Source organism: Mycobacterium sp. 852002-50816_SCH5313054-b (assembly GCF_001667185.1).
In the GTDB taxonomy this organism is placed as follows: domain Bacteria; phylum Actinomycetota; class Actinomycetes; order Mycobacteriales; family Mycobacteriaceae; genus Mycobacterium.
Genome location: NZ_LZIC01000126.1, coordinates 78,469 through 100,593 on the forward strand (window position 1 = coordinate 78,469; position 22,125 = coordinate 100,593).

The window sequence follows — 22,125 nt, forward strand, 5'->3', positions numbered from 1 at the left end:
ACCCAATGAGGGTCGGGTTCATCGGCGCCGGCCGGATGGGACTCCCGATGGTGAGCCGCCTCGTCGAGGCCGGCCACGACGTCCGCGCGCTGGGGCGGACGGACGAACGGCGCCGCGACCTCCAGCAGCTGGGCGCCCGCGCGGTGAGCGACGTGGCCGGCGCCGGTACGCACGCCGACGTGGTGATCGTCTGCGTATTCACCGACGAACAGGTACGGCAGGTATGTCTGGAAGGCCCCCTGCTCGCCGCGATGCCGCCGGGCTCGACAGTGGTGGTGCACACCACCGCAAGCCCGAAAACGATCGACGCTATCGCCGGCCGCGCCGGCGGCGGCCTCGATGTCGTCGACGCACCCGTCAGCGGCGGCCCGCACGAGATCGCGGCCGGCAGGCTGACCCTGTTCGTCGGCGGCGCCGACGACGCCGTGGCACGGGTGAGAACCGTGCTGGGCTGTTACGGCGATCCGATCGTGCACGTCGGGCCGCTCGGCGCCGGCCAGAAGGTGAAGGTGGTCAACAATGCCCTGTTCGCCGGTCACATCGGGCTGCTCGCGGAGTCGATCCGGCTGGGCGAACGCCTCGGCGTGCCGGAATCGACCCTGCTGGACGCGCTGGCGCATGGCAGCGCCACGAGCAGGGTGCTGGACATCGTCTCGGCCAGGGGTTCGGTCGCGTCGTTCGTCGAGGTAGCCGGCGAATTCGTCGGCAAAGACGTGGCCGTCGCGCGTGGCATCGCCGCCGAACTGGGCAGTGACCTGGGTGCGCTGGACGGCGTCATCGACGTGGTCGGTCCCGTGTTACATGCGGCCAGGAGGGTCTGAGGTGGGGGCGTTTTGGTCTTTCCGGTTTGAAACGAAACCGCTACCGTTAGCGTTACAGTCAGGCAATCCGCTGTAACGGTTTCAGCCCGCCGATGAGGAGCATGCAGTGACCAAGCCGAAGGTTGTCTTCGATCCGTTCTCGGAGGACTACTTCAATAACCCGTTCGACATCTACCGGCGGATGCGCGAGGACGCGCCGCTGTATTACGACGAGAAGGAGGACTTCTACGCGCTGACCCGTCACGAGGACGTCGCGGCGGCGTTCAAGGACTTCGAGACGTATTCCTCGGCTCGCGGCTGCGACCTCGCAATGGTGCGGCGGGGGATCTCCGCAGAACAGAAGTCGATCATCTTCATGGACCCACCGGAGCACCGGCACATGCGCAGCCTGCTCAACAAGGCGTTCACCCCGCGGGCGATTCAATCGCAGCGCGAGACGGTCATCGAGGTGATCGACAAGTACCTGGGCGCGGCCGATCCCGACCACTTCGACGTCGTCCAGGACTTCTCCGGACCGTTCCCGGTGGAAGTCATCACCACTATGGCCGGGGTGCCTGAGGAATACCGCCAGCAGGTGCGGCACTGGATCGACACCAGCCTGCATCACGAACCGGGACAGATCGAGATCAGCGAAGCCGGGATGCAGGCCAACATCGACACCGCGATGTACTACTTCGGCCTCATCCAGGAGCGGCGCGAGAACCCGCAGGACGACATGATCAGCCGGCTGATCGCCGCCGAGATCCCCGGCGAGAACGGTGAGTCGCGCCAACTCGACGACATCGAAATCACCGGATTCGCGACCCTTTTGGGCGGGGCGGGCGCCGAAACCGTCACCAAGCTGCTCGGCAACGCGGCGGTCATATTCGCCCGCCACCCCGACCAGTGGCAGAAGCTGCAGGAAGACCGCGACAAGATCCCCGGTGCGGTGGAAGAGCTATTGCGCTACGAGGGGCCGGTCCAATACAACGTCCGCTACACCCTGAAGGAGGCGCACGTCGGCGGTGGGGTGATTCCTGCGGGAAAGCCGGTGTTCCTCTGCGGCGCTGCGGCGAACCGCGATCCGGACGCCTTCACGGACGCCGACACCTTCGACATCGAGCGCGATCAGACCGAGGCGCAGCACCTCGGTCTCGGGTACGGGATTCACAGCTGCCTTGGCGCGGCACTGGCCCGCATGGAAAGCAGGATCGCGCTGGAGAGGCTGCTCGACTTCATGCCGCGCTACGAGGTGGACTGGGCCGGGTGCACGCGGGTGAACATGCAAAACGTCGCCGGCTGGAAGAATGTGCCGGTGAAGGTGCTTCGGTAGAGGGGGCCGCATGAAAATCGAAGTCGATTGGGGTCTTTGCGAAAGCAACGGCGTCTGCATGGGCATCAACCCGGAGATTTTCCACCTCGGTGACGACGACATGCTGACCGTCCTGCAGCCGGAGGTCACGCCGGAGACCGAGGCGGACGTCCGCGAGGCCGTGCGTCAGTGCCCGCGCCAGGCGATCTCCATCGTGGAGTAGCGATCAGCTACTGGCCGAAGGCATTTCGAACCCGGCGAGGATGACCGCGTTGCAGTCGGCCGCCGCCTGCCGCAGCTTCGCCGCCTTTTGGTAAGCCTCGGACTCGTACCACGCCCGGGCCGCATCGACCGATTCGAATTCCAGCACGACGGTCTGATCACCGTGCCAGCTGCCCTCGAGGACCTTGGGAGCGGTGTCCACCGCGAGGATGTTGACCCCACCCATCGCCGCCCCCGCGGCTTGGCCGTAGGCCTTCATGCCCTCCGGATCTTTGATGGCCTCGGTGAGGATGACATATCCTTTGGGCACTACGTCTCCTTCGTCAGGTCGCTGATGGCCTGCTCGGGACAGCATTGGATGGCCTCCCGAGTGGCGGCCTCGAATTCCGTTGGCACCTCGGAGGTTATCGCCTCCGCGTAGCCATCGTCGGTCAGGCTGAACACTTCCGGGCACAGCGTCGTGCACACGCCGTGGCCGCGGCAGCGTTGGTCGTCGACCCAAACCCTCATGCCGGGGTGAACTCCAGGTGCAGTTCCGTCAGCCCGCGCAGGATGTAGGTCGGAACGTATTGGTAGCGGCGGTCATTCGCCGGACCGTGCACGCCCTCGTCGATCCTGATGTCGGACGTCCGGTCGAGCAGGCGCTCGATCGCCACCCGGGTTTCGGCGCGCGCCAGCGGTGCGCCGGGGCAGCTGTGGATGCCGCGCCCGAACGAAATGTGCTGGCGGGCGTTCTTGCGGGCCGGGTCGAACGTGGTGGGGTCCTCGAACCGGCGCGGGTCCCGGTTGGCGGCCGCCTGCACCACCATCACGGTGGTGCCCGCCGGCAGGTCCACCCCGCCGACATTGACGGGCACCCGGTTCAGCCGGAAGTCGCCCTTGACCGGGCTCTCGTGGCGCAGCGACTCTTCGATGAAGTTGGGGATCAGGCTGCGGTCCTTGCGCAGCTGCGCCTGGATGTCGGGGCGCTCCCCGAGCGTCTGCAGCGCGGCGCCGAGCAGCCGCACGGTGGTCTCCTGGCCGGCCGAGAAGACGTTGCTGGCGACGCGGGCCACGTCTTCGACCTCGGGGATCGAGCCGTCGGGGTACGTCGCGGTGGCCAGGCCGGTCAGCACGTCGTCGCGGGGCTCGCGCCGGCGGTCCCGGATGTAATCGGAGAAAAGGCCGTAGAGGAATTCCAGCGGGCTGTGTGACAGCGACTCCTTGCCGGTGCCCCCGACGCCGCCACCCGCGTGCTCGGCGATGCCCTTGACGAACTTGTCGCGATCCTCCATCGGAACGCCCAGCAGGTCGGCGATGACCAGCAGCGTGAACGGGCCGGCGAAGCCCTTGATCCAGTCGCCGTGCCCGGGCGCGAGGAACGTGTCGAGTACCTGGTCGGCGAGCGCCCACATCGCGTCCTCGTTCTCCTTGAGGCGCTTCGGGGTGATCAGCCGCATCAGCAGCGAGCGGTGGTTGGTGTGGGTCGGCGGATCCAGCGTGGGCAGCTGGTCGCTGAATGGCAGCTCGTCCCGGTGCTGCTCGATCAGCTCGGTGATGTCGTCCCCTTCGATCGGCACCGGAAAACCCGGAAACGGGCCGGTCACCGAGACGCAGGAGGACCAGGTCTCGGCGTCGTTGAGCACCGCGCACGCCTCGTCCCAGCCGGTGATCATCGTGACGTCGTGGTGGCTCTCCCGCGTGACGGGGCACTGCTGCCGCAGCGCCTCGTAGTAGGGGTACGGGTCGGCGATGAGCTCTTTGCCGCGGAAGAAGTCCATTTTGGCGAAGTCGTTCACCGTGTCGCTCCGTTCGAATCTCAGCAGTGAGAATGAGCCTCTCAGAGATGAATATTACATTTCCACACGGGCTGGTCGTCGTCAAACGACGGGTCTAACCCCCGAGGGTGAGGCGCTGCCTAGCTCGCGGGAATCAGGTCGGCGGCGACCGACGGCCACGCCAGCAGCCCGCTTCGGAACGTCTCGATGTAACCGATCGAGCCGTGCGGCGCGGCCGCCGCCGCGAGCGCCTGGGCCTTGAAGATGTTCGCGGCCGTGCTCAGCCGGTGCTGAACCAGGCCGACGCTCTCATCCAGCTCGGCCGGCCAGCTTTCCCCCCACAGCGTCACCTCCGTAACCCCGTGATCGAGGGCCTGCAAGACGCCCTGCCGCACCCGTGAGTCGCATCCGAACAGGTCGGCCGCGGCCGCCAGCGCTTGGGGCCGGGGCCGCGAGTCCACCACGGCCAGGGCGTCTTCGAGGTCGAGCGGCTGGGCGCCGATGATCTGCAGCGGCCGCGTGTCGGGGTGGTCGGCCAGGTCGGTGAGCAGCACGGTGACGTCCCAGCCCGCCATCGCCCGGTCGAAGAGCCAGCCCCCGGCGAACCGCACCACGTCGACGACGCTGGAGGCGACGACGTCGAGCCGGTACCTCATGTCCTGCCGCTCTTCTTCGGCGGGGCGAAGTCCCGTGCCAGCGCCTCCGCGTACTCCTTGAACGCGTCGGTCAGCGGTATCGAAGGGTCGAGCAACCATATTGTTTCCATTCCGTGGACGAAGGCGAGAATCTCTACTGCCTTGACGGCGGGGTCTATGTCGGTGCGGTACCGGCCGTCGGCCTGGCCGCGCCGGATCAGCTCGCCGACGATGTCGATGGCTTGGCGCTGACGGTCCAGCATCCGGTCGTGCAACGGGGCATCGGGATCGATGTTTTCGATCAGCAGCACCGTAAACGTGCCCACCATGTCGGGCGCCCGGGTGAAGCGATCGGCGACCCGCGCGATCTCGACCAGCAGGTCACCGGTCCGGTTGGCGTGTGAGTCGTCGTCGGCGTCACGGGCGTCGAGCACCGCGTGCAGCAACTGCTCCTTGGATTCGAAGTGATGCAGCAGGCCCGCGGGAGTGACCCCGGCCGCGCCGGCGATCTGGGCGAGGGTGGTGTTGCGCCAGCCGTTGCGGGTGAGCAGGCGCTGCGCGACGTCGAGGATCCGCTGCTTGCGGTCCTCGCCCTTGGCGAGCAGCGTGTCGTATCGCCGGGCGACGGGCAAAAGGGCTCCCTGGGTAACGATCAACCTACTGAACACACAGTAGGTTGGTTTGCCCGCTGTGACAAGGGTCTCAGAACGACCGTTTGCGGCGAGCGCTAGGAGACCAGCTCCACCAGGGTGGCGTTGGCCGTGCCGCCGCCTTCGCACATCGTCTGCAGGCCGTACCGAATCCCGTTATCGCGCATGTGGTGGGCCATCCGCGTCATCAGCACCGCGCCGGACGCGCCGAGCGGGTGGCCCAGTGCGATGGCGCCGCCGAGCGGATTCATCCGTCCCGGGTCCGCGCCCGTTTCCGCCAGCCACGCCAGCGGGACCGGCGCAAACGCCTCGTTGACCTCGAAGACCCCCACGTCCGCGAGCGAGACGCCGGCCTTGGTCAGCACCTTCTCGGTCGCCGGGATGGGCCCGGTGAGCATGAGCACCGGGTCCGCCCCGGTGACGGCGCCGGCGCGGTAGCGGACCAGCGGCGTCAACCCCAATTCGACCGCCATCTCCGACGTGGTCACGAGCAGGGCCGCCGCCCCGTCGGAGATCTGTGAGGAATTGCCCGCGTGAATGACGCCATCGTCGACGAACGCGGGCTTGAGCCCGGCCAGCTTCTCCACGGTGGTGCCGCGGCGCACGCCTTCGTCGGCAATCACGGTCCCGTCATCGGTGAACACGGGAACGATCTGCTCGTTGAAGGCGCCGCCGTCCTGGGCCGCGGCCGCCCGCTCGTGGGACTGAGCCGAGTACTCGTCGAGCTGCCCGCGGGAAAATCCCCATTTCTTCGCGATCATCTCCGCCGACAGGCCTTGGTTGAAGGAGAAATCGTCATAGCGCGCAAGGACTTTCGGACCGTAGGGCATGCCGGTGGCCCTTGCCGCGCCGAGCGGAACGCGGCTCATCACCTCGACACCGCCGGCTACGACGACGTCCTGCTGACCCGACATCACCGCATGGACGGCGAAATCCAGCGCCTGCTGGCTGGAACCGCATGCCCGGTTGACCGTGGTTCCGGGGATGGTTTCCGGCCAGCCGGCCGCCAGGACGGCGTAGCGGCCGATGTTGCTGGATTGGTCGCCGACCTGGGACACGCATCCCCAGATCACGTCGTCGACGATGTCCGGGCCCACGCCGGCGCGTTCCAGTACCTCGTTGAGGACGACCGCGGACAGGTCGGCGGCGTGCATGCCGGACAACCCTCCGTTGCGCTTCCCTACCGCCGTCCGTACCGCCTCGATGATGACCGTCTCACGCATCTTCACTCCGTTTGTTCTCCATCAGATCTCGATAACGCCCACCGACCAGTAAACGACGGCTCGCGTCTCTCGGCGAAGGCGGCATAGGCGGCCGCCGCGTCCGCGGTCGCGAAATTGCCGGGCTGGGCGCGGGCCTCGTTGGCCAGCGCGTCGCGCATGGTGCGATCGGCGCCCTCGTTCAGCAGGGCCTTGGTGTGCGCAAGCGCGATCGGTGGGCCGGCCGCCAGCCGTTCGGTGAGATCGTCGACGAAGGCGTCGATCTCGGCGGCGGGCACCACCCAGGTCACCAGCCCCAGGCCATGGGCCTCGGCGGCGTCGATCGTCTCGGCGAGCAGCGCGAGCCGCTTGGCCTGTTGCAGTCCAACCAATTTCGGCAGCAGCCAGGAACCACCCAGGTCGATCGAGAGGCCGCGCTTGGAAAAGATCTGACAGAACGTGGATTCCGGCGTCGCGACTACCAGATCGCAACCGAGAGCCAGGTTCCACCCGGCGCCGACGGCCACCCCGGTCACCTTGGCGACCGCCGGTATCGGGAGCTCGTGCAACGCCAGTGCCACGTCGGTCAGGCGCTGCAGCTTGTGTTTCGGATGCACGTCGTCGGGGACCGAGATGTCGGCACCGGAGCAGAAGCTCCCCCCGGCGCCGGTGATCACGAGCGCGCGCACGCTACGGTCGTGACCGGCCTCGTTGAGGGCGTCCCGCAACGCGATCCACAGTTCGGGGTTGATCGCGTTCTTGCGGCGCGGTCGATTCAGGGTCAGCGTGCGCACGCCGTCGCGATCCTCGGACAGCAGCACGGGCCCGTCGGGCTCGCTCACATCACCATGTCGCCGTCCACCGGCAGCACCTGCCCGGTGATGTACGACGCGGCATCGGAGGCAAGAAACATGAACGCTCCGGCGAGGTCATCAATAGCTCCTCGGCAGTTTCAGAACATTGGCACCCAGGAAATTCAGGATCATCTCCTGGCTGACCGGTGCGATCTTCATCAGCCGGGCCTCACGGAAGTATCGCGCGATGTGGTACTCCTCCGCGTATCCCATGCCGCCGTGGGTTTGCAATGCCCGGTCCGCGGCGGTGAAGCCCGCGTCGGCGCACAGGTATTTGGCGGTATTCGCCTCGCGGCCACAGGGTTTGCCGTTGTCGTACAACCAGGTGGCCTTGCGCAGCATCAGCTCGGCGGCATCGAGGCGGGCCAGCGAGTCGGCGAGCGGGAACTGCAGGCCCTGGTTCATGCCGATGGGCCGGCCGAAGACCTCCCGCTCGTTGCCGTATTTCACCGCCTTGTCCAGCGCCACCCGGCCGATGCCGAGCGCCTCGGCGGCGATCAGCATCCGCTCCGGGTTCAGGCCGTCCAGGATGTACTGAAACCCCTTGCCCTCCTCGCCGATTCGGTGCTCTACCGGCACCTCCAGGTTGTCGATGAACAACTCATTGGAGCTCACGGCGTTGCGGCCCATCTTCCGGATGGGGCGCACGTCGACGCGGCTGCGGTCGAGATCGGTGATGAACAGCGTCATCCCGTCGGTCTTCTTGGTGACTTCCTCGTAGCTCCGGGTGCGGGTGAGCAGCAGGATCTTGTCGGACTCCATGGCTTTGGAGATCCACACCTTGCGGCCGTTGACGATGTAGCGATCGCCGTCGCGTTTGGCGAAGGTGGTGATGCGCGACGTGTCGACCCCGGCGCCGGGTTCGGTCACGCCGAAGCAGACGTGCACCTCGCCGGTCGCGACCCTGGGCAGCGTGCGCGCCTTGAGTTCGTCGGAACCGTGCACCACCACGGGTTGCATGCCGAAGATGGACAGGTGGATCGAGCTGGCGGCGTTCATGGCGCCGCCGGATTTCGCCACCTCCTCGAGCAGGATGGTGGCTTCGGTGATGCCGAGGCCGTGCCCGCCGTACTCGGTGGGGATCGTCATGCCAAGCCAGCCGCCGTCGGCGATGGCCTGGTAGAACTCGGTGGGAAACTCGTGCGCCTGGTCTTTTTCCATCCAGTACTGGTCGTCGAACTTGCGCGCCAACTCGGCGACCGACCGGCGGATCAGCTCCTGGTCATCGGTCAGCTCGAAGTTCATTCCTGCGCCGGGCACAGCTAGATCTCCTTCAATCGGTTACAGGCACCGGCGCACAGGCTTGTCCGAGGGTACGGTCAGTCCGTGTTGCCGGTAAGGGATTTCGCGTTGGCCGCGAAATCCGCGAAGGACGAGCCGCCTCGGGAATCCTTTTCGTGGCCCTGCGCCCTGATGGACACGTCGTGCCCCTCGGCGGCCTTGCGAAGCGCACCGACGGTCGCCTGTTCGCGCGAAATGTGAGTGAACGGGTCGAACGAGTACCAGCGCATCGCATTCTCGTAGGTCATCTTGTTGATTTCGTCGTCGGGAACGTCGTTGATGGACAACACGTCCCACAGTTCTTCGGGCGCACCCGGCCACATCGAGTCGCTGTGCGGGTAGTCGGCCTCCCAGGCGATGTTGTCGATGCCGATCATGTTGCGCAGCGCGACGCCCACCTTGTCGCTGATGAAGCACGTCAGGAAGTGCTCGCGGAAGACCTCGCTGGGCAGCTTGCCGCCGAAGTTCTGGTGGGTCCACGCGGAATGCATTTCGAACGTGCGGTCGGCCCGCTCCAGGAAGTAGGGGATCCACCCGGTCCCGCCCTCGGAGAGCGCGATCTTCAGGTCGGGGTACTCCTTGATCGGCTTGGACCACAGCAGGTCCGCGGCGGCCTGCACGATGTTCATCGGCTGCAGCGTGATCATCACGTCCATGGGCGCGTCGGGCGCCGTGATCGCGAGCCGGCCCGAGGATCCGATGTGCACGTTCATCACGGTGTTGGTGTCGCACAACGCCTTCCACAGCGGGTTCCAGTACTCGTCGTGGAAGCTGGGGTAGCCCATCGCGGCCGGGTTCTCGGTGAAGGTCAGCGCGTGCACGCCCTTCTTCGACACCCGGCGCACCTCGGCCGCGCACGCCTCGGCATCCCAGATCACCGGGATGGCCATCGGGATGAATCGCGCGGGGTACGCCCCGCACCATTCATCGATGTGCCAGTCGTTGTATGCCTGCACGAGCGAGATCGAGAAGTCGTGGTCGTCGGTGGCGAACAGCCGCCCGGCGAAGCCGGGGAACGACGGGAAGCAGATCGAGGCCAGGATGCCGCCGGCGTTCATGTCCTTGACCCGCTCGTCCACGTTGTAGCAACCCGGCCGGATCTCGTCGAGCCCGGTTGGCTCGATGCCGTACTCCTCCTTGGGCCTGCCGGCGACGGCGTTGAGCGCCACGTTCGGGATGACGGTGTCGCGGAACTTCCACATGTCGGAGCCGTCGGCGTTGTGCACCAACCGGGGCGCGTCGTCGACGTACTTCTTCGCCAGGTGGTTCTTGAACATGTCCGGCGGCTCGACGGTGTGGTCGTCGACGCTGATCAGCATCATGTCTTCTTTGTTCATGGCCAGTCCTCTCCAAAGATCCCTGTGAGCCGTTCGGACGCGCTGCTCCCATTTAGCCTCGGCCAACCGCCACGCAACGCCAAGATCACTGTTTGAAAACTATCTTCTCGCGGAGCGAGAATCAACATCCACCGGCTCTTGCGGCCGGCCGCTGCATCCTGACCAGCAGCTACAAAGCCAGGTGAATCGCCCCCTTCGGACCGACGAAGCGCCAACAGAAACGCTGGGATTACCCGACCGAACCCCGCCCGCTGGCCACGCGAGGCGCGGCCGACAAGCGCGCGGCCGCTTGCGCCTCCCCGACCGGGTGGCGGATGCGGATCGCGGCTCGCCGGCATTGACCAACCAAGCGAATCATGCAAACCTATTGGTTGGAAATGAGAATCTGATTCTCCTAGGTTGAGAGTTACCAGACAGAACGCCGAGAGGAGACGCGCGGATGCGCCTGACGCCGCTGCCCGCGGACCAGTGGGACGAGGCTGTCGAGCAATCGCTGTCTGGCATGCTGCCGCCCGAACGGCGTAATCCCCGGGATGCCGGCACACTCATGTCGACGCTCGCGCGCCACCCGAAACTTGCGCGCGCATACCTGCGGTTCGGCGGATACCTGCTACTCGAGTCATCCCTCCCGGCGCGCATCCGCGAGCTGGCGATCCTGCGGGTCGCCCATCGGCGCGAATGCGCCTACGAGTGGTCACACCACGTGGACATCGCGACGAAGGCAGGACTGACCGACGCCGAGATCGCGGCCGCGCGATCCGGCGAAGCCGACGACGAGTTCGAGCGCGCGGTGTTCACCGCCGTCGACGAGCTCGACGAGAAGTCGAATATCTCGGACCAGACGTGGACCACCCTTGGTGAACGGCTTGACGAACGCCAGCGGATGGACCTGGTGTTCACCATCGGCGGCTACATCGCGCTGGCGATGGCCATCAACGCTTTTGGCGTACAGCTCGAGAACGAGAAAGGTTAGAGCCTTGCCCCACTTCCCCAAGCCGGCCGCCGGCAGCTGGACCGAAAACTACCCCGAACTGGGCACCGCGCCGGTCGATTACACCGATTCCATCGACCCGGCATTCTTCGAGGCCGAGCGCGAGGCGATCTTCAAGAAGACCTGGCTCAACGTCGGTCGGGTCGAGCGGGTGCCGCGCACCGGCAGTTACTTCACCAAGGAGCTGCCCTCGGCGGGCAAGGGCATGTCGGTCATCGTCGTCAAGACCAAGGAGGGGGCGGTCAAGGCGTACCACAACGTCTGCCGCCACCGCGGAAACAAGTTGGTGTGGAACGATTTTCCGCACGAGGAGACCGCCGGCACCTGCCGGCAGTTCACCTGCAAGTACCACGCGTGGCGCTACAGCCTCGACGGTGACCTCACCTTCGTCCAGCAGGAGGATGAGTTCTTCGGCGTCGACAAGGGCCAGTACGGCCTGGTGCCCGTCCGTTGCGAAGTGTGGGAAGGCTTCATCTTCATCAACTTCGACAACAACGCGGCACCGCTCACCGACTACCTCGGGCCGCTGGCCAAGAGCATCGAGGGCTATCCGTTCGGCGAGATGACGGAGACCTATTCCTACCGTGCCGAGGTCGGCAGCAACTGGAAGCTGTTCATCGACGCGTTCATCGAGTTCTATCACGCGCCGATCCTGCACCAGGGGCAGTACACCAAGGAAGAGGCCGCCAAGATCCAAAAGTACGGCTATGAGGCCCTGCACTACGAATTGGCCGGCCCGCACAGCCTGCAGTCGACCTGGGGCGGTCAGGCGCCGCCCCCGGACATGTCCATGGTCAAGCCGTTGGACCAAGTGTTGCGCAGCGGTTTGTTCGGTCCGTGGGACAAGCCGGAGATCATCGAGAACCTGGAGATGCCGCCGGGCGTCAACGTGAAGCGGGTGCCGCAGTGGGGCATCGACTCGTGGCTCTTCTACCCGAACTTCATGCTGCTGATCTGGGAGCCGGGTTGGTTTCTGACCTACCACTACTGGCCGACCGCCGTCGACAAGCACATCTTCGAGTGCACGCTGTATTTCGTTCCGCCGCGCAACGCGCGGGAACGCCTGGCCCAGGAGCTGGCGGCCGTGACCTTCAAGGAGTACGCGCTGCAGGACGCCAACACGCTGGAAGCGACCCAGACCATGATCGGCACCAAGGTCGTCAGCAACTTCCTGTTGTGCGATCAGGAAGTCCTGATCCGTCATCTCCACAAGACGACCGGTGACTATGTAGCGAATTGGGCGAAGGAGTACCAGGGCAATGGCAAAGTTACCGTCTGAATTCGCCGACCTGGAGCCCTATTTGGATTGGGACCTGGCCACCGAGCCCGAGCGCTACGCCAAGCGGCTGGCGTCTACCATGACCGAGATGCAGGCGTTCTACGATGCGGCATTCCCCCGCCTCAACGACGCCATCGCCTACTGCGACAAGTTCCCGCTCGACGACCTGCCCGAGGACGCCCGCACCCTCATGCACATCATGCAATCGCTCGTCATGGTGTCGTTCCCGATCGAGGCGTGGAAGCAGCCGCGCGTGCCGGACAGCGGCGCCGCGTGGGTGGAACTCATCAGGGAACCGGTGATCTGACATTGTCCGGCGCTCTTCGCGCAAGCGGCTCATCGCAGCTGACGCTCAAGGCCGCCGGGCTGCTCGACGTTGACGCCGGTGAGATCGTTCGGCCCGGCGTCCTGCACATCGACGGCGACCGCATCACCGGAATCGGCGGCAGCTCAGAGGGCGACCTGATCGACCTGGGCGACCAAATCCTGCTGCCCGGGCTGATGGACATGGAGGTCAACCTTTTGATGGGCGGGCGCGGGGAGAAACCCGGCCTGTCCCAGGTGCAGGACGACCCGCCGACACGGGTGCTGCGTGCGGTCGGCAACGCCCGCCGCACGCTGCGCGCCGGGTTCACGACGGTGCGCAACCTCGGGCTCTTCGTCAAGACCGGTGGGTATCTGCTCGACGTGGCGCTGGGCAAGGCGATCGACGCGGGCTGGATCGACGGACCGCGGGTGGTACCGGCCGGACACGCCATCACCCCGACCGGCGGGCATCTGGATCCGACGATGTTCGCCGCGTTCGCGCCGCACGTGCTGGACCTCACGGTCGAGGAAGGCATCGCCAACGGCGTCGACGAAATTCGCAAGGCGGTGCGCTACCAGATCAAACATGGCGCCGAGCTGATCAAGGTCTGCTGCTCGGGCGGGGTGATGTCCATGACGGGACCGCCTGGCGCGCAACACTATTCCGACGAAGAATTGCGCGCGATCGTCGACGAGGCGCATCGGCGCGGGCTGCGCGTCGCCGCGCACACGCACGGAGCCGACGCGGTCAAGCATGCGGTCGCCGCCGGCATCGACTGCATCGAGCACGGCTTTCTGATCGATGACGAGGCCATCGCGCAGCTCGTGGAACACGGCACCTTCCTGGTCAGCACCCGGCGGCTGGCCGACGGCGACGCGATGGACGTCTCGCACGCGCCGCCGGAGCTGCAGGCCAAGGCGGCCGAGATGTTTCCGAAGGCGCGCACCTCGATACTGGCCGCCTACGAGGCGGGCGTGAAGATTGCGGTGGGCACCGACGCCCCCGCGATCCCGCACGGCCGCAACGCCGACGAGCTGGTCACCCTGGTGGATTGGGGCCTGCCGCCGCTGGCGGTGCTGCGGGCCGCCACGGTGACCGCCGCCGAGCTGATCAATGCCACCGACCGGGGACGGCTCGCGCCGGGCCAGCTCGCCGATATCATCGCGGTTCCGGGAAACCCGTTGGAAGACATACGGGTTACCCAGAATGTCAGTTTCGTCATGAAAGGCGGCAAGGTCTATGTCGACAAGTCAACCCACCAGAACTGACGACCTGGTCGAGATCCAGCAGCTGCTGGCCCGCTACGCCGTCACCATCACCCAGGAAGACATCGACGGGCTCACCGGCGTCTTCACGCCCGACGGGACCTACAGCGCGTTCGGTTCCACCTACCAGTTGGACAGGTTTCCCGAGCTGGTGGCCGCGGCCCCAAAGGGCTTGTTCCTCACCGGAACTGCGTTGGTCGAAAACATCGACGGTGATTCGGCGAGCGGCACCCAGCCGTTGTGCTTCATCGACCACGCCACCCATGACATGCGGATCGGCTACTACCGCGACACCTACTCCCGCACCCCCGATGGGTGGCGGCTGAAAACCCGTGCCATGACGTTCATTCGCCGCAGCGGCGTGCACGATTCCGGGCGCCCGCACGCGGTCGGCCGCCCGCAGCCCTGAAAGCCCGCGCCGTGAATGTCGAAGAGTTCCGGGCGGGCCTGCGCGCGTGGCTCGACGAGAACGACCTGACCCCCGGGCCCGACCACTCGCTGCAGGGCCATATGCGGCAATTCGCCCGGGTCAGCCGGGCGCTGTATGACGCCGAGTGGATGCGTTACGGCTGGCCGAAAGAAGTCGGCGGACTGGGCGGCCCCGCCGTGCTGCGGGCGATCGTCGGCGAAGAGGTCGTCGGTCGGCGCCTCGCCGAACCCGGTCCGTACTCGATGCTCGAGGTGCTCGCGCCCACGATGATCGATTACGCGCCGGCCGAACTCGCCGCCGAAATGGTGCCGCGGTTGCTGAGCGGTCGCGAGCAATGGTGTCAGGGCTTTTCCGAGCCAGGATCCGGCAGCGACCTCGCCTCGCTGACCACCCGCGCCACCCCCGACGGCGACAACTGGATCATCAACGGGCAGAAGGTCTGGACCAGCTTCGCGCAGTTCTCGACGCGCTGCGTCCTGCTCACCCGCACCGCGCCGGGCCACGATGGAATTACGGCGTTCTTCGTCGACCTGGACACCCCGGGCATCACGATTCGTCCGCTGCGCACCATGCACGGCGTCGACGAGTTCTGCGAGGTGTACTACGACGACGTGGTGGTCCCGGCGGGCCGGATGCTCGGCCGCCCGGGCGACGGCTGGCGACTGGCGATGGACCTGCTGCCCTATGAGCGTTCCACCTGCTTCTGGCAGCGGATCGCCTACCTCTATTCGCGGTTCGACGAACTCATCGCGGAGAGCTCAGTAGCCGACGGCCGGGACGAATCCGCGCTCGGCGCAGCCTATCTCGCGCTGCACACCGTGCGCTGCCGGTCCCGTGACACCCAGCGCCGGCTGGGTGAGGGTGCGCGCCTCGGGGCCGACACCTCCATCGACAAGGTGCTGCTGGCTACCGCCGAGCAACGGCTCTACGACACCGTGCGCGATCTTTTGCCCGCGACGCTTGAACTCGACGACACGCCGTGGCGCTCGGAGTACCTGTACTCGCGCGCGGCCACCATCTATGGCGGAACCGCCGAGATCCAGCGCAACATCATCGCCCGCCGGCTGCTCGACCTCGGGAAGGAGTGAATCGTGGATCCCGAGGCACTGCGCATGCTGGCCGATTCCCTGCGCACCACCATGACCGCTGCGAGCGGCGCCAAGCTCGACGCGGCGTTGTCCGACCTCGGCTGGGGCGACATGCTCGACGAAATACCTGACATCGCAATCCCTTTGGTGTTCCGGCTGCTGGGCGAAACCGGCGCGCACGCGCCGGTCCTCAACGATGTCGTGCTGAGCGCGCCCGGCGGCGCCCTGCCGCTGCCGTTTGCCGGCGGCTCCTGGGTGGTCTGGGAACGCAGCGACGGCTCCGGCTCGGCGCTCGACGGCGAGCTGCCGATACACCGTGCGGCGCAGGGGGATCCCATGCCGCAGGCCGCGCTTGCCGCCGGCCGCCGGGCGGTTGGCTGGTGGCTGATCGGGACGAGCCGGGCGATGCTGTCCCTGGCGCGCCAGCACGCCCTGGATCGCGTTCAATTCGGTCGGCACATCAGCTCCTTTCAGGCGATCCGGCACCGGCTGGCCGAGACGCTCGTCGCGATCGAGGGCGCCGAGGCGACCCTGACTGCGGCCGCATCGCCGGACGACGCGGACGGGTTGGCCGCCCTGCTCGCCAAGGCCGCGGCCGGTCAGGCCGCGCTGACCGCCGCGCGCCACTGTCAGCAGGTGCTGGGCGGCATCGGTTTCACCGCCGAGCACCCGCTGCACCGCCACGTCAAGCGGGCGCTGATCCTCGATGCGCTGCTGGGCAGCAGCCGGGAATTGACCCGCGAGGCCGGAACGATACTGCGAGCCAAAGGCTTTGCGCCACGGCTGGCTCAGCTGTAACGGCGGACCGCGTTTCTGCGCGTACACTCGTCTGGCAACCACGAGGATGGGACGCGATGAGTCAGCCCGACGCACCCAGAAACGAAGTCGGCGTTGCTTCGCTGCTCGTCGGCCTCGTCGCGCTCTTCACCTGCTGGCTGCTCATCGGGGTGCCCTTCGGCATAGCCGCGGTGATCACCGGCGACGTCGCCCGCAGACGGGTGCAGCGCGGCGAAGCGAACAATCCACGAATCGCCCTCGCGGGCATGATATTAGGGGCGGTGTCGATCGCCGCGGGTCTCGTCGCGATCGGTTACTACGCCTGGTCGGACGCCCGCTAGTTGCGCGGCAGGCCGAGCACCCGTTCGGCGATGATGTTCCGCTGAATCTCGGACGTGCCGCCGGCGATGGTCGCGGCGAAGCTGCGCGCGTAGCGGTCGAACCAGCTGCGATAGTGGCTGTCGAGGTTCAGCGGAGCAAACGGCGCGGTGACCGCGTGGTACGTGAGCCCGTCGGAGTCCGCCGCGTTGAGCGCGTCCTCGGAGGCGCGTTGCAGGGCCTCGGAGCCGAGCAGCTTGAGCACCGACTGCGCGGGCACGTCCTCTTCCCCGCGGGCCGCGCGCGCCAGGGCCGCGGACCCCAGCAGCCGCAGCGCATAGGAATCCATCACCAGGGTCGCGTAGCGGTCCCGCTCGAGCGATCCCGACGGACTGAAATCAATGGTCAGCTCGTGCAATAAGTCGACGTAGCCCATCCACAGCATGACCCGTTCGTGGCCGAGCGAACCGGTCGCCACGCGCCAGCCCTCGTTGAATTCACCCACCAGATTCTCGGCCGGCACGCGCGCGTCGGTGAAAAACACCTCGTTGAAGTCGATTTCGTCGTCGTCACACATCGACGCAAAGGGGCGGCGCACCACACCCGGGGCATCGGCGGGAATCATCAACGCGCTGATCCCCTTGTGTTTCGGCTTGTCCGGATCGGTGCGCACGAACGCCAACAGCACGTCGGCGTCGTGCGCGCCCGACGTCCACACCTTCTGCCCATTGACGACGAAGTGGTCTCCATCGAGCACCGCCCGAGTCTTCAACGACGCCAGGTCCGAGCCCGCGCCGGGCTCGCTCATCCCCAGCGACGCGGTGATCTCGGCCCGCAGGATCGGCACCGCCCAGCGCCGCTTCTGCTCGTCAGTGCCGAACGTCAACAACGACGCCGCGATGATGCCCACGCCCTGCGGATTGAAGCTTTGATAGATGCGCCGGCGGCCCAATTCCTCCAGGTACACATATTGCTGCAACAGCGTGGCGTTGCGGCCCCCAAATGCTGGTGGATTGCCGGGCAACAGCCAGCCGCTGTCGAAGAGCAGCCGTTGCCAGCGCCGGGCCCATTCCGGGATGTGCGAACTCGAGCGCGGTCGCTCGACCGCCTCGGCCTCCGAGGGGAGGTGTGCGTCCAGAAAGGCCACGAACTCGGCGCGGAACGCCTCGACGTCGGCGTCAAAGGTCAGCTGCACTGCACTCCTTGAATGGCGGTTTCCGGATTCTCCGGCACGGCGCGTTATGCTCTTGCGATTGCGCTTCCATACACGCGTCTAAGAGAATAGTATTCTCGTGGTGAGAAAGTTACAATCTCCGACACGGCGTCCATAGGGGGTCGAGCACACCGATGGCACGGCGTTCTCCGGTAGAGTCCAACCATGTTCTCCCCACGCGGCAATCATCTGAGCCGACCGTGACGAGTCCAAGCGAAGAGCCCGCCTGGAAGCAGCGCGCGGTCGAACGATCCATCAAAACCGCGAAACTGCGGGCAGCACAGCGCGTCCAGCGCTTTCTCGACGCGGCGCAGGCCATCATCATCGAAAAGGGCAGCACGGACTTTACCGTCCAGGAGGTCGTCGACCGGTCCCGCCAGTCGTTGCGGAGCTTCTACCTGCAGTTCGACGGCAAGCATGAGCTGCTGCTCGCCCTGTTCGAAGACGCACTGAGCCGTTCGGCCGACCAGATCCGCGCGGCCACCGAGAGCCAGGCCGACCCGCTGGAGCGCCTGAAGGTCGCCATCGAGCTGCTGTACGAGGCGTCACGCCCCGACCCAACGGCCAAGCGGCCGCTGTTCACCGACTTTGCGCCGCGCTTGCTGGTCACGCATCCAGCGGAGGTCAAGATCGCCCACGCGCCGCTGCTGGCGTTGCTGACCGAGCTCATGGAGGCGGCCTCGGACGCCGGCAAGCTGCGCGCGGACGTCAACCCCCGGCGGATCGCCGCCATGGCCATGCAGACCGTCATGTTCATCGCGCAATCCAGCGGCGGTTCCGACGACGCGACGGTCCACCCCATCACCGCCGACGAGGTGTGGGATTTCTGCTCACGCGGATTCGTCGGCTGACCCTTCCCGGGCCCGTTCGGCATGCGAACCTGAGCAAATAACGCACGGCGTTTGCCATCCGAGAATCTGATTCTCTAATATCTAGAATCAGAACTAGCTGAAACGGATTCGTCGTTGACACCCGTTGGCGGGTGATGACAGAGTCACATGCGGCAAGATCCGCGATCCCGGGGGAACGCGGTTCCGGCGAGAGGCGATTGACCACCCGTGACACTCAGCGCGCCCAGCGAAATCCACTTCGATCCGTACGACGTAGGGCTCAACGCCGACCCCTACCCGATGTTTCGGCGGCTGCGCGAGGAGGCGCCGCTGTACTACAACGAGCAGCACGACTTCTTCGCGCTGAGCCGGTTCGACGACGTAGACCGCGGGCTGGTCGACTACCAAACCTTCAGCTCGGCGAGGGGCGCGATCCTCGAGCTGATCAAGGCGAACATCGACATTCCGCCAGGGGTGATCTTGTTCGAGGATCCGCCGATCCATGACGTCCACCGCAAGCTGCTGTCCCGAATGTTCACGCCGCGCAAGATCAACGACCTCGAGCCGAAGATCCGCGAATTCTGTGCTCGCAGTTTGGATCCGCTGGTCGGCACGGACCGGTTCGACTTCGTCGCAGACCTCGGGGCGCAGATGCCCATGCGGGTGATCGGGATGCTGCTGGGCATTCCCGAGGAGTACCAGGAGGCCGCGCGCGATCGCGCCAACGCGAACCTGCGCACCGAAGCGGGCAAGCCGATGGATGCCACGGCCGACCACATGATGAACGGCGAATTCTTCGGCCAGTTCATCGATTGGCGGGCCGAGCATCCCTCCGACGACATCATGACCGAACTGCTCCGCGCCGAGTTCGAGGACGAGACGGGAGCCGTCCGCCGACTCACCCGCGAGGAACTGCTCATCTACATCAGCGTGGTCTCCGGCGCCGGCAACGAGACCACCACCCGGCTGATCGGGTGGACCGGCAAGGTGCTGGCCGAACACCCGGAGCAGCGGCGCGCCTTGGTCGCCGACCGGTCGCTGATCCCCGCGGCGATCGAGGAGTTGCTGCGCTTCGAACCGCCGGCGCCGCACGTGGCCCGTTATGTCACCCGCGACGTCGAGTACTACGGCCAACGCGTGCCCGCGGGCAGCGTCATGATGATGCTCGTGGGCGCGGCCAACCGTGACCACCGCCAATTCCGGCCGGACGGGGACGTTTTCGACATTCGCCGCGAACCGCGCCAGCACCTGACGTTCAGTGTCGGCACCCATTACTGCCTCGGTTCGGCGCTGGCCCGCCTCGAGGGCCGCATCGCGCTCGAAGAGATCTTGAAGCGTTTCCCCGAATGGGACGTCGACCTGACCGCGGCCAAGCTGTCCCCGACTTCCACCGTGCGGGGATGGGAGACCATGCCGGCCGTTCTCGGCTGAGCCGTTGAGGAAATGAGGTAGGAGCCAATGACTGGACGTGTCGAAGGCAAAGTCGCTTTCATCACCGGGGCGGCGCGCGGTCAGGGCCGCAGCCACGCGGTGCGGTTGGCGCAAGAGGGCGCCGACATCATCGCGGTCGACATCTGCAAACCGATCCGCGACGGCCTCCCGGACACGGCGATTCCCGCGTCGACGCCCGAGGACCTGGCGGAGACGGCCGACCTCGTCAAGGGCCATAACCGCCGCATCGTCACGGCGGAGGTCGACGTGCGCGACTACGACGCGCTCAAGGCCGCCGTCGACAGCGGCGTGGAGCAGCTGGGCCGGCTCGACATCATCGTGGCCAACGCGGGCATCGGCAATGGCGGTCAAACGCTGGACAAGACCAGCGAAGAAGACTGGACCGAGATGATCGATGTCAACCTGTCCGGGGTGTGGAAATCGGTGAAAGCCGGTGTCCCCCACATCCTTGCCGGCGGCCGCGGCGGGTCGATCATCCTGACCAGCTCCGTCGGCGGGCTCAAGGCCTACCCGCACACCGGCCACTACGTCGCCGCCAAACACGGCGTGGTCGGGCTGATGCGGGCGTTCGGGGTTGAATTGGGGCAGCACATGATTCGCGTCAACTCCGTGCATCCCACCCACGTGAGCACCGCCATGATCATGAACGAGGGGACCTGGAGGATGTTCCGTCCGGATCTGGAGAACCCGGGCCCCGACGACATGGCGCCGATCTGTCAGATGTTCCACACGCTGCCGGTGCCGTGGGTGGAACCGGTGGACATCAGCAACGCGGTGCTGTTCTTTGCCTCCGACGAGTCCCGCTACGTCACCGGGGTGACCCTGCCCATCGATGCGGGTAGCTGCCTGAAATAGGGTGCCGTCGTATGGACGGATTCGAAGGACGCGCCGCGGTGGTCACCGGTGGGGCGAGCGGCATCGGTTTGGCCACCGCCACCGAGTTTGCCCGCCGCGGAGCCAGGCTGGTGCTCGCCGATGTCGACCAACCGGCGCTGGAACAGGCCGTGACCCACTTGCGCGGCCAGGGTTTTGACGCGCACGGGGTGATGTGCGACGTGCGGCATCTCCAGGAGATGGTTCACCTCGCGGAACAAGCCTTTCGCCTGCTCGGCCAGGTCGACGTGCTGTTCAGCAACGCCGGGATCGTCGTCGCGGGCCCGATCGCACAGATGACGCACGACGACTGGCGCTGGGTGATCGACATCGACCTGTGGGGCTCGATCCATGCCGTCGAGGCCTTCCTGCCGAGACTGCTCGAGCAGGGCACCGGTGGCCACATCGCGTTCACCGCGTCGTTCGCCGGACTCGTGCCCAACGCCGGCCTGGGGGCGTATGGCGTTGCCAAGTACGGCGTTGTGGGCCTGGCGGAGACGCTGGCGCGCGAGGTCAAGGACAACGGGATCGGCGTATCGGTGCTGTGCCCGATGGTCGTGGAGACCAAGCTGGTCTCCAACTCGGAACGAATCCGCGGCGCGGATTACGGGTTGTCCTCATCGCCCGAGGGCGCGTTCGGTCCGCTGCCCGCGCAGGACGAGGGCGTGAGTGTCGACGAGGTCGCCAGGCTGACGGCCGATGCGATCCTGGCCAACCGGCTGTACGTCCTGCCACACGAGGCGGCCCGGCGCTCGATCAAGCGCAGGTTCGAGCGCATTGACGGTACGTTCGACGACCAGGCCGCCGAGGGCTGGAAGCACTAGCGGCCGGCCGCAGAGCGCACCGGAATGAACAGTGCCGCCGCCGCTAACACGGCCAGGGGCAACAGAATTCCGTTCACCGTCGCATCGCGGGTGTCGTACATCTGCAGCATCGACAGGTGATAAACGCAGTGCAGCGTGTTGAAGACAAGCCACATCACCGCGGTGGCCCTGACCAGGGTTTGGTTGGCCGCCAGGACGAACGTCACGGCGGTGACCGCCGCCATCGCCAGAAACATCGCCCCGACGTCTTTGGCTAAGTGCTCGTTGTACGGGCCGAGTGGCGGCAGCCAGCTCATCCCCAAACCGGGAAAGGTGTCATACCAGTGGCGCGGCGCCGCATAGGCCCACCCGCCCGTCACGGCGCCGCCGACGCCCAAAAGGGCCAATACGCTTCGATGCAGTAGGGAGTTCATACCCTCTAGACTCCGCAG

The 22,125-nt window shown here is 66.3% G+C and carries 26 protein-coding genes and 1 pseudogene; 15 read left to right on the forward strand and 12 right to left on the reverse strand.

Features of this window, described 5'->3' with window-relative positions; genetic code table 11:
• Positions 1-5 precede the first annotated feature (5 nt).
• The 3 genes from A5787_RS22545 to A5787_RS22555 all read left to right on the forward strand — a co-directional run bounded on the left by A5787_RS22545 (position 6) and on the right by A5787_RS22555 (position 2,335).
• Entirely contained in the window at positions 6-821 is an 816-nt protein-coding gene (locus A5787_RS22545; protein ID WP_082977388.1) for an NAD(P)-dependent oxidoreductase, read from the forward strand.
• A gap of 106 nt (positions 822-927) precedes the next feature.
• Entirely contained in the window at positions 928-2,133 is a 1,206-nt protein-coding gene (locus A5787_RS22550) for a cytochrome P450 (RefSeq protein WP_066971138.1), read from the forward strand.
• A gap of 10 nt (positions 2,134-2,143) precedes the next feature.
• On the forward strand, positions 2,144-2,335 hold the full coding sequence (locus tag A5787_RS22555; protein ID WP_066971139.1) for a ferredoxin: 192 nt from the start codon (positions 2,144-2,146) through the stop codon (positions 2,333-2,335).
• Between the two features lie 3 nt (positions 2,336-2,338).
• On the opposite strand, the gene A5787_RS22560 is transcribed toward A5787_RS22555, so the two are convergent.
• From A5787_RS22560 to A5787_RS22600, 10 genes and pseudogenes are all read right to left on the reverse strand, one after another.
• Complete coding sequence (locus A5787_RS22560) at positions 2,339-2,689, reverse strand: DUF1330 domain-containing protein (RefSeq protein WP_066971141.1); 351 nt, start codon at positions 2,687-2,689, stop codon at positions 2,339-2,341.
• Entirely contained in the window at positions 2,644-2,844 is a 201-nt protein-coding gene (locus tag A5787_RS22565; RefSeq protein ID WP_066971142.1) for a ferredoxin, read from the reverse strand. The genes A5787_RS22560 and A5787_RS22565 overlap by 46 nt, the downstream gene beginning before the upstream one ends.
• Positions 2,841-4,094, reverse strand: coding sequence for a cytochrome P450 (locus A5787_RS22570; RefSeq protein WP_066971240.1), 1,254 nt, complete (start codon positions 4,092-4,094; stop codon positions 2,841-2,843). The genes A5787_RS22565 and A5787_RS22570 overlap by 4 nt, the downstream gene beginning before the upstream one ends.
• A gap of 137 nt (positions 4,095-4,231) precedes the next feature.
• Positions 4,232-4,747: a hypothetical protein gene (locus A5787_RS22575; protein WP_066971144.1), complete on the reverse strand. Its 516-nt coding sequence runs from the start codon at positions 4,745-4,747 to the stop codon at positions 4,232-4,234.
• Positions 4,744-5,358: a TetR/AcrR family transcriptional regulator gene (locus tag A5787_RS22580; protein WP_066971145.1), complete on the reverse strand. Its 615-nt coding sequence runs from the start codon at positions 5,356-5,358 to the stop codon at positions 4,744-4,746. The genes A5787_RS22575 and A5787_RS22580 overlap by 4 nt, the downstream gene beginning before the upstream one ends.
• Positions 5,359-5,453: 95 nt before the next feature.
• Positions 5,454-6,599: a thiolase family protein gene (locus tag A5787_RS22585; RefSeq protein WP_066971242.1), complete on the reverse strand. Its 1,146-nt coding sequence runs from the start codon at positions 6,597-6,599 to the stop codon at positions 5,454-5,456.
• A 2-nt stretch (positions 6,600-6,601) separates the two neighbouring features.
• Entirely contained in the window at positions 6,602-7,417 is an 816-nt protein-coding gene (locus A5787_RS22590; RefSeq protein ID WP_066971147.1) for an enoyl-CoA hydratase/isomerase family protein, read from the reverse strand.
• A pseudogene (locus A5787_RS27050) lies at positions 7,414-7,509 on the reverse strand (SDR family oxidoreductase); the annotation flags it as partial. The pseudogene A5787_RS27050 and the gene A5787_RS22590, both read right to left, overlap by 4 nt.
• Positions 7,508-8,674 (reverse strand): acyl-CoA dehydrogenase family protein, encoded by a 1,167-nt coding sequence (locus tag A5787_RS22595; protein WP_066971149.1) that lies wholly within the window; start codon positions 8,672-8,674, stop codon positions 7,508-7,510. The pseudogene A5787_RS27050 and the gene A5787_RS22595, both read right to left, overlap by 2 nt.
• A gap of 74 nt (positions 8,675-8,748) precedes the next feature.
• A complete protein-coding gene (locus tag A5787_RS22600) occupies positions 8,749-10,047 on the reverse strand; it encodes an amidohydrolase family protein (RefSeq protein WP_066971151.1) in 1,299 nt (432 codons plus the stop codon).
• 439 nt (positions 10,048-10,486) lie between these two features.
• On the opposite strand from A5787_RS22600, the gene A5787_RS22605 reads away from it, so the two are divergent.
• Genes A5787_RS22605 through A5787_RS22640 form a run of 8 tightly spaced genes read left to right on the forward strand, consistent with a single transcriptional unit; the run spans position 10,487 to position 16,525 of the window.
• Positions 10,487-11,020, forward strand: a complete 534-nt coding sequence (locus tag A5787_RS22605; protein ID WP_066971153.1) for a carboxymuconolactone decarboxylase family protein — start codon at positions 10,487-10,489, stop codon at positions 11,018-11,020.
• Positions 11,021-11,024: 4 nt separating this feature from the next.
• On the forward strand, positions 11,025-12,317 hold the full coding sequence (locus A5787_RS22610) for an SRPBCC family protein (RefSeq protein ID WP_066971155.1): 1,293 nt from the start codon (positions 11,025-11,027) through the stop codon (positions 12,315-12,317).
• Positions 12,298-12,624 (forward strand): hypothetical protein, encoded by a 327-nt coding sequence (locus A5787_RS22615; RefSeq protein WP_066971157.1) that lies wholly within the window; start codon positions 12,298-12,300, stop codon positions 12,622-12,624. Before A5787_RS22610 ends, A5787_RS22615 begins: the two co-directional genes overlap by 20 nt.
• Positions 12,625-12,626: 2 nt before the next feature.
• Positions 12,627-13,892 carry an amidohydrolase family protein gene (locus A5787_RS22620; protein ID WP_066971159.1) on the forward strand — a complete coding sequence of 422 codons (1,266 nt, stop codon included), beginning with the start codon at positions 12,627-12,629 and terminating at the stop codon, positions 13,890-13,892.
• Entirely contained in the window at positions 13,864-14,298 is a 435-nt protein-coding gene (locus A5787_RS22625; RefSeq protein WP_066971161.1) for a nuclear transport factor 2 family protein, read from the forward strand. The genes A5787_RS22620 and A5787_RS22625 overlap by 29 nt, the downstream gene beginning before the upstream one ends.
• A gap of 11 nt (positions 14,299-14,309) precedes the next feature.
• Positions 14,310-15,407, forward strand: coding sequence for an acyl-CoA dehydrogenase family protein (locus A5787_RS22630; RefSeq protein ID WP_066971163.1), 1,098 nt, complete (start codon positions 14,310-14,312; stop codon positions 15,405-15,407).
• A 24-nt stretch (positions 15,408-15,431) separates the two neighbouring features.
• A complete protein-coding gene (locus tag A5787_RS22635) occupies positions 15,432-16,205 on the forward strand; it encodes an acyl-CoA dehydrogenase family protein (RefSeq protein WP_066971244.1) in 774 nt (257 codons plus the stop codon).
• 56 nt (positions 16,206-16,261) lie between these two features.
• Positions 16,262-16,525 carry a DUF4190 domain-containing protein gene (locus A5787_RS22640; RefSeq protein WP_066971165.1) on the forward strand — a complete coding sequence of 88 codons (264 nt, stop codon included), beginning with the start codon at positions 16,262-16,264 and terminating at the stop codon, positions 16,523-16,525.
• Here the strand turns inward: A5787_RS22640 and A5787_RS22645 are convergent.
• Positions 16,522-17,697 carry an acyl-CoA dehydrogenase family protein gene (locus tag A5787_RS22645; RefSeq protein WP_066971167.1) on the reverse strand — a complete coding sequence of 392 codons (1,176 nt, stop codon included), beginning with the start codon at positions 17,695-17,697 and terminating at the stop codon, positions 16,522-16,524. The genes A5787_RS22640 and A5787_RS22645 overlap by 4 nt on opposite strands.
• A 218-nt stretch (positions 17,698-17,915) precedes the next feature.
• Between A5787_RS22645 and A5787_RS22650 the strand changes: the two genes are divergently transcribed.
• The 4 genes from A5787_RS22650 to A5787_RS22665 all read left to right on the forward strand — a co-directional run bounded on the left by A5787_RS22650 (position 17,916) and on the right by A5787_RS22665 (position 21,694).
• Entirely contained in the window at positions 17,916-18,566 is a 651-nt protein-coding gene (locus A5787_RS22650) for a TetR/AcrR family transcriptional regulator (protein WP_066971169.1), read from the forward strand.
• A 207-nt stretch (positions 18,567-18,773) separates the two neighbouring features.
• Positions 18,774-19,976 carry a cytochrome P450 gene (locus A5787_RS22655; protein WP_066971171.1) on the forward strand — a complete coding sequence of 401 codons (1,203 nt, stop codon included), beginning with the start codon at positions 18,774-18,776 and terminating at the stop codon, positions 19,974-19,976.
• A gap of 27 nt (positions 19,977-20,003) precedes the next feature.
• Complete coding sequence (locus A5787_RS22660; RefSeq protein ID WP_066971173.1) at positions 20,004-20,852, forward strand: mycofactocin-coupled SDR family oxidoreductase; 849 nt, start codon at positions 20,004-20,006, stop codon at positions 20,850-20,852.
• A gap of 11 nt (positions 20,853-20,863) precedes the next feature.
• A complete protein-coding gene (locus A5787_RS22665) occupies positions 20,864-21,694 on the forward strand; it encodes an SDR family NAD(P)-dependent oxidoreductase (protein WP_066971175.1) in 831 nt (276 codons plus the stop codon).
• On the opposite strand, the gene A5787_RS22670 is transcribed toward A5787_RS22665, so the two are convergent.
• Positions 21,691-22,107 carry a hypothetical protein gene (locus A5787_RS22670; RefSeq protein WP_066971177.1) on the reverse strand — a complete coding sequence of 139 codons (417 nt, stop codon included), beginning with the start codon at positions 22,105-22,107 and terminating at the stop codon, positions 21,691-21,693. The two genes, A5787_RS22665 and A5787_RS22670, sit on opposite strands and share 4 nt — an antisense overlap.
• Between the last annotated feature and the right edge of the window lie 18 nt (positions 22,108-22,125).

Bases quoted from the DNA above. Each gene is read 5' to 3' on its own strand.
- A5787_RS22545 (WP_082977388.1), top strand. From the start codon at position 6: ATGAGGGTCGGGTTCATCGGCGCCGGCCGGATGGGACTCCCGATGGTG.
- A5787_RS22555 (WP_066971139.1), top strand. From the start codon at position 2,144: ATGAAAATCGAAGTCGATTGGGGTCTTTGCGAAAGCAACGGCGTCTGC.
- A5787_RS22560 (WP_066971141.1), bottom strand. From the start codon at position 2,689: ATGCTGTCCCGAGCAGGCCATCAGCGACCTGACGAAGGAGACGTAGTG.
- A5787_RS22565 (WP_066971142.1), bottom strand. From the start codon at position 2,844: ATGAGGGTTTGGGTCGACGACCAACGCTGCCGCGGCCACGGCGTGTGC.
- A5787_RS22570 (WP_066971240.1), bottom strand. From the start codon at position 4,094: ATGGACTTCTTCCGCGGCAAAGAGCTCATCGCCGACCCGTACCCCTAC.
- A5787_RS22575 (WP_066971144.1), bottom strand. From the start codon at position 4,747: ATGAGGTACCGGCTCGACGTCGTCGCCTCCAGCGTCGTCGACGTGGTG.
- A5787_RS22585 (WP_066971242.1), bottom strand. From the start codon at position 6,599: ATGCGTGAGACGGTCATCATCGAGGCGGTACGGACGGCGGTAGGGAAG.
- A5787_RS22595 (WP_066971149.1), bottom strand. From the start codon at position 8,674: ATGAACTTCGAGCTGACCGATGACCAGGAGCTGATCCGCCGGTCGGTC.
- A5787_RS22600 (WP_066971151.1), bottom strand. From the start codon at position 10,047: ATGAACAAAGAAGACATGATGCTGATCAGCGTCGACGACCACACCGTC.
- A5787_RS22605 (WP_066971153.1), top strand. From the start codon at position 10,487: ATGCGCCTGACGCCGCTGCCCGCGGACCAGTGGGACGAGGCTGTCGAG.
- A5787_RS22615 (WP_066971157.1), top strand. From the start codon at position 12,298: ATGGCAAAGTTACCGTCTGAATTCGCCGACCTGGAGCCCTATTTGGAT.
- A5787_RS22625 (WP_066971161.1), top strand. From the start codon at position 13,864: ATGTCGACAAGTCAACCCACCAGAACTGACGACCTGGTCGAGATCCAG.
- A5787_RS22635 (WP_066971244.1), top strand. From the start codon at position 15,432: ATGCTGGCCGATTCCCTGCGCACCACCATGACCGCTGCGAGCGGCGCC.
- A5787_RS22640 (WP_066971165.1), top strand. From the start codon at position 16,262: ATGAGTCAGCCCGACGCACCCAGAAACGAAGTCGGCGTTGCTTCGCTG.
- A5787_RS22660 (WP_066971173.1), top strand. From the start codon at position 20,004: ATGACTGGACGTGTCGAAGGCAAAGTCGCTTTCATCACCGGGGCGGCG.
- A5787_RS22665 (WP_066971175.1), top strand. From the start codon at position 20,864: ATGGACGGATTCGAAGGACGCGCCGCGGTGGTCACCGGTGGGGCGAGC.
- A5787_RS22670 (WP_066971177.1), bottom strand. From the start codon at position 22,107: ATGAACTCCCTACTGCATCGAAGCGTATTGGCCCTTTTGGGCGTCGGC.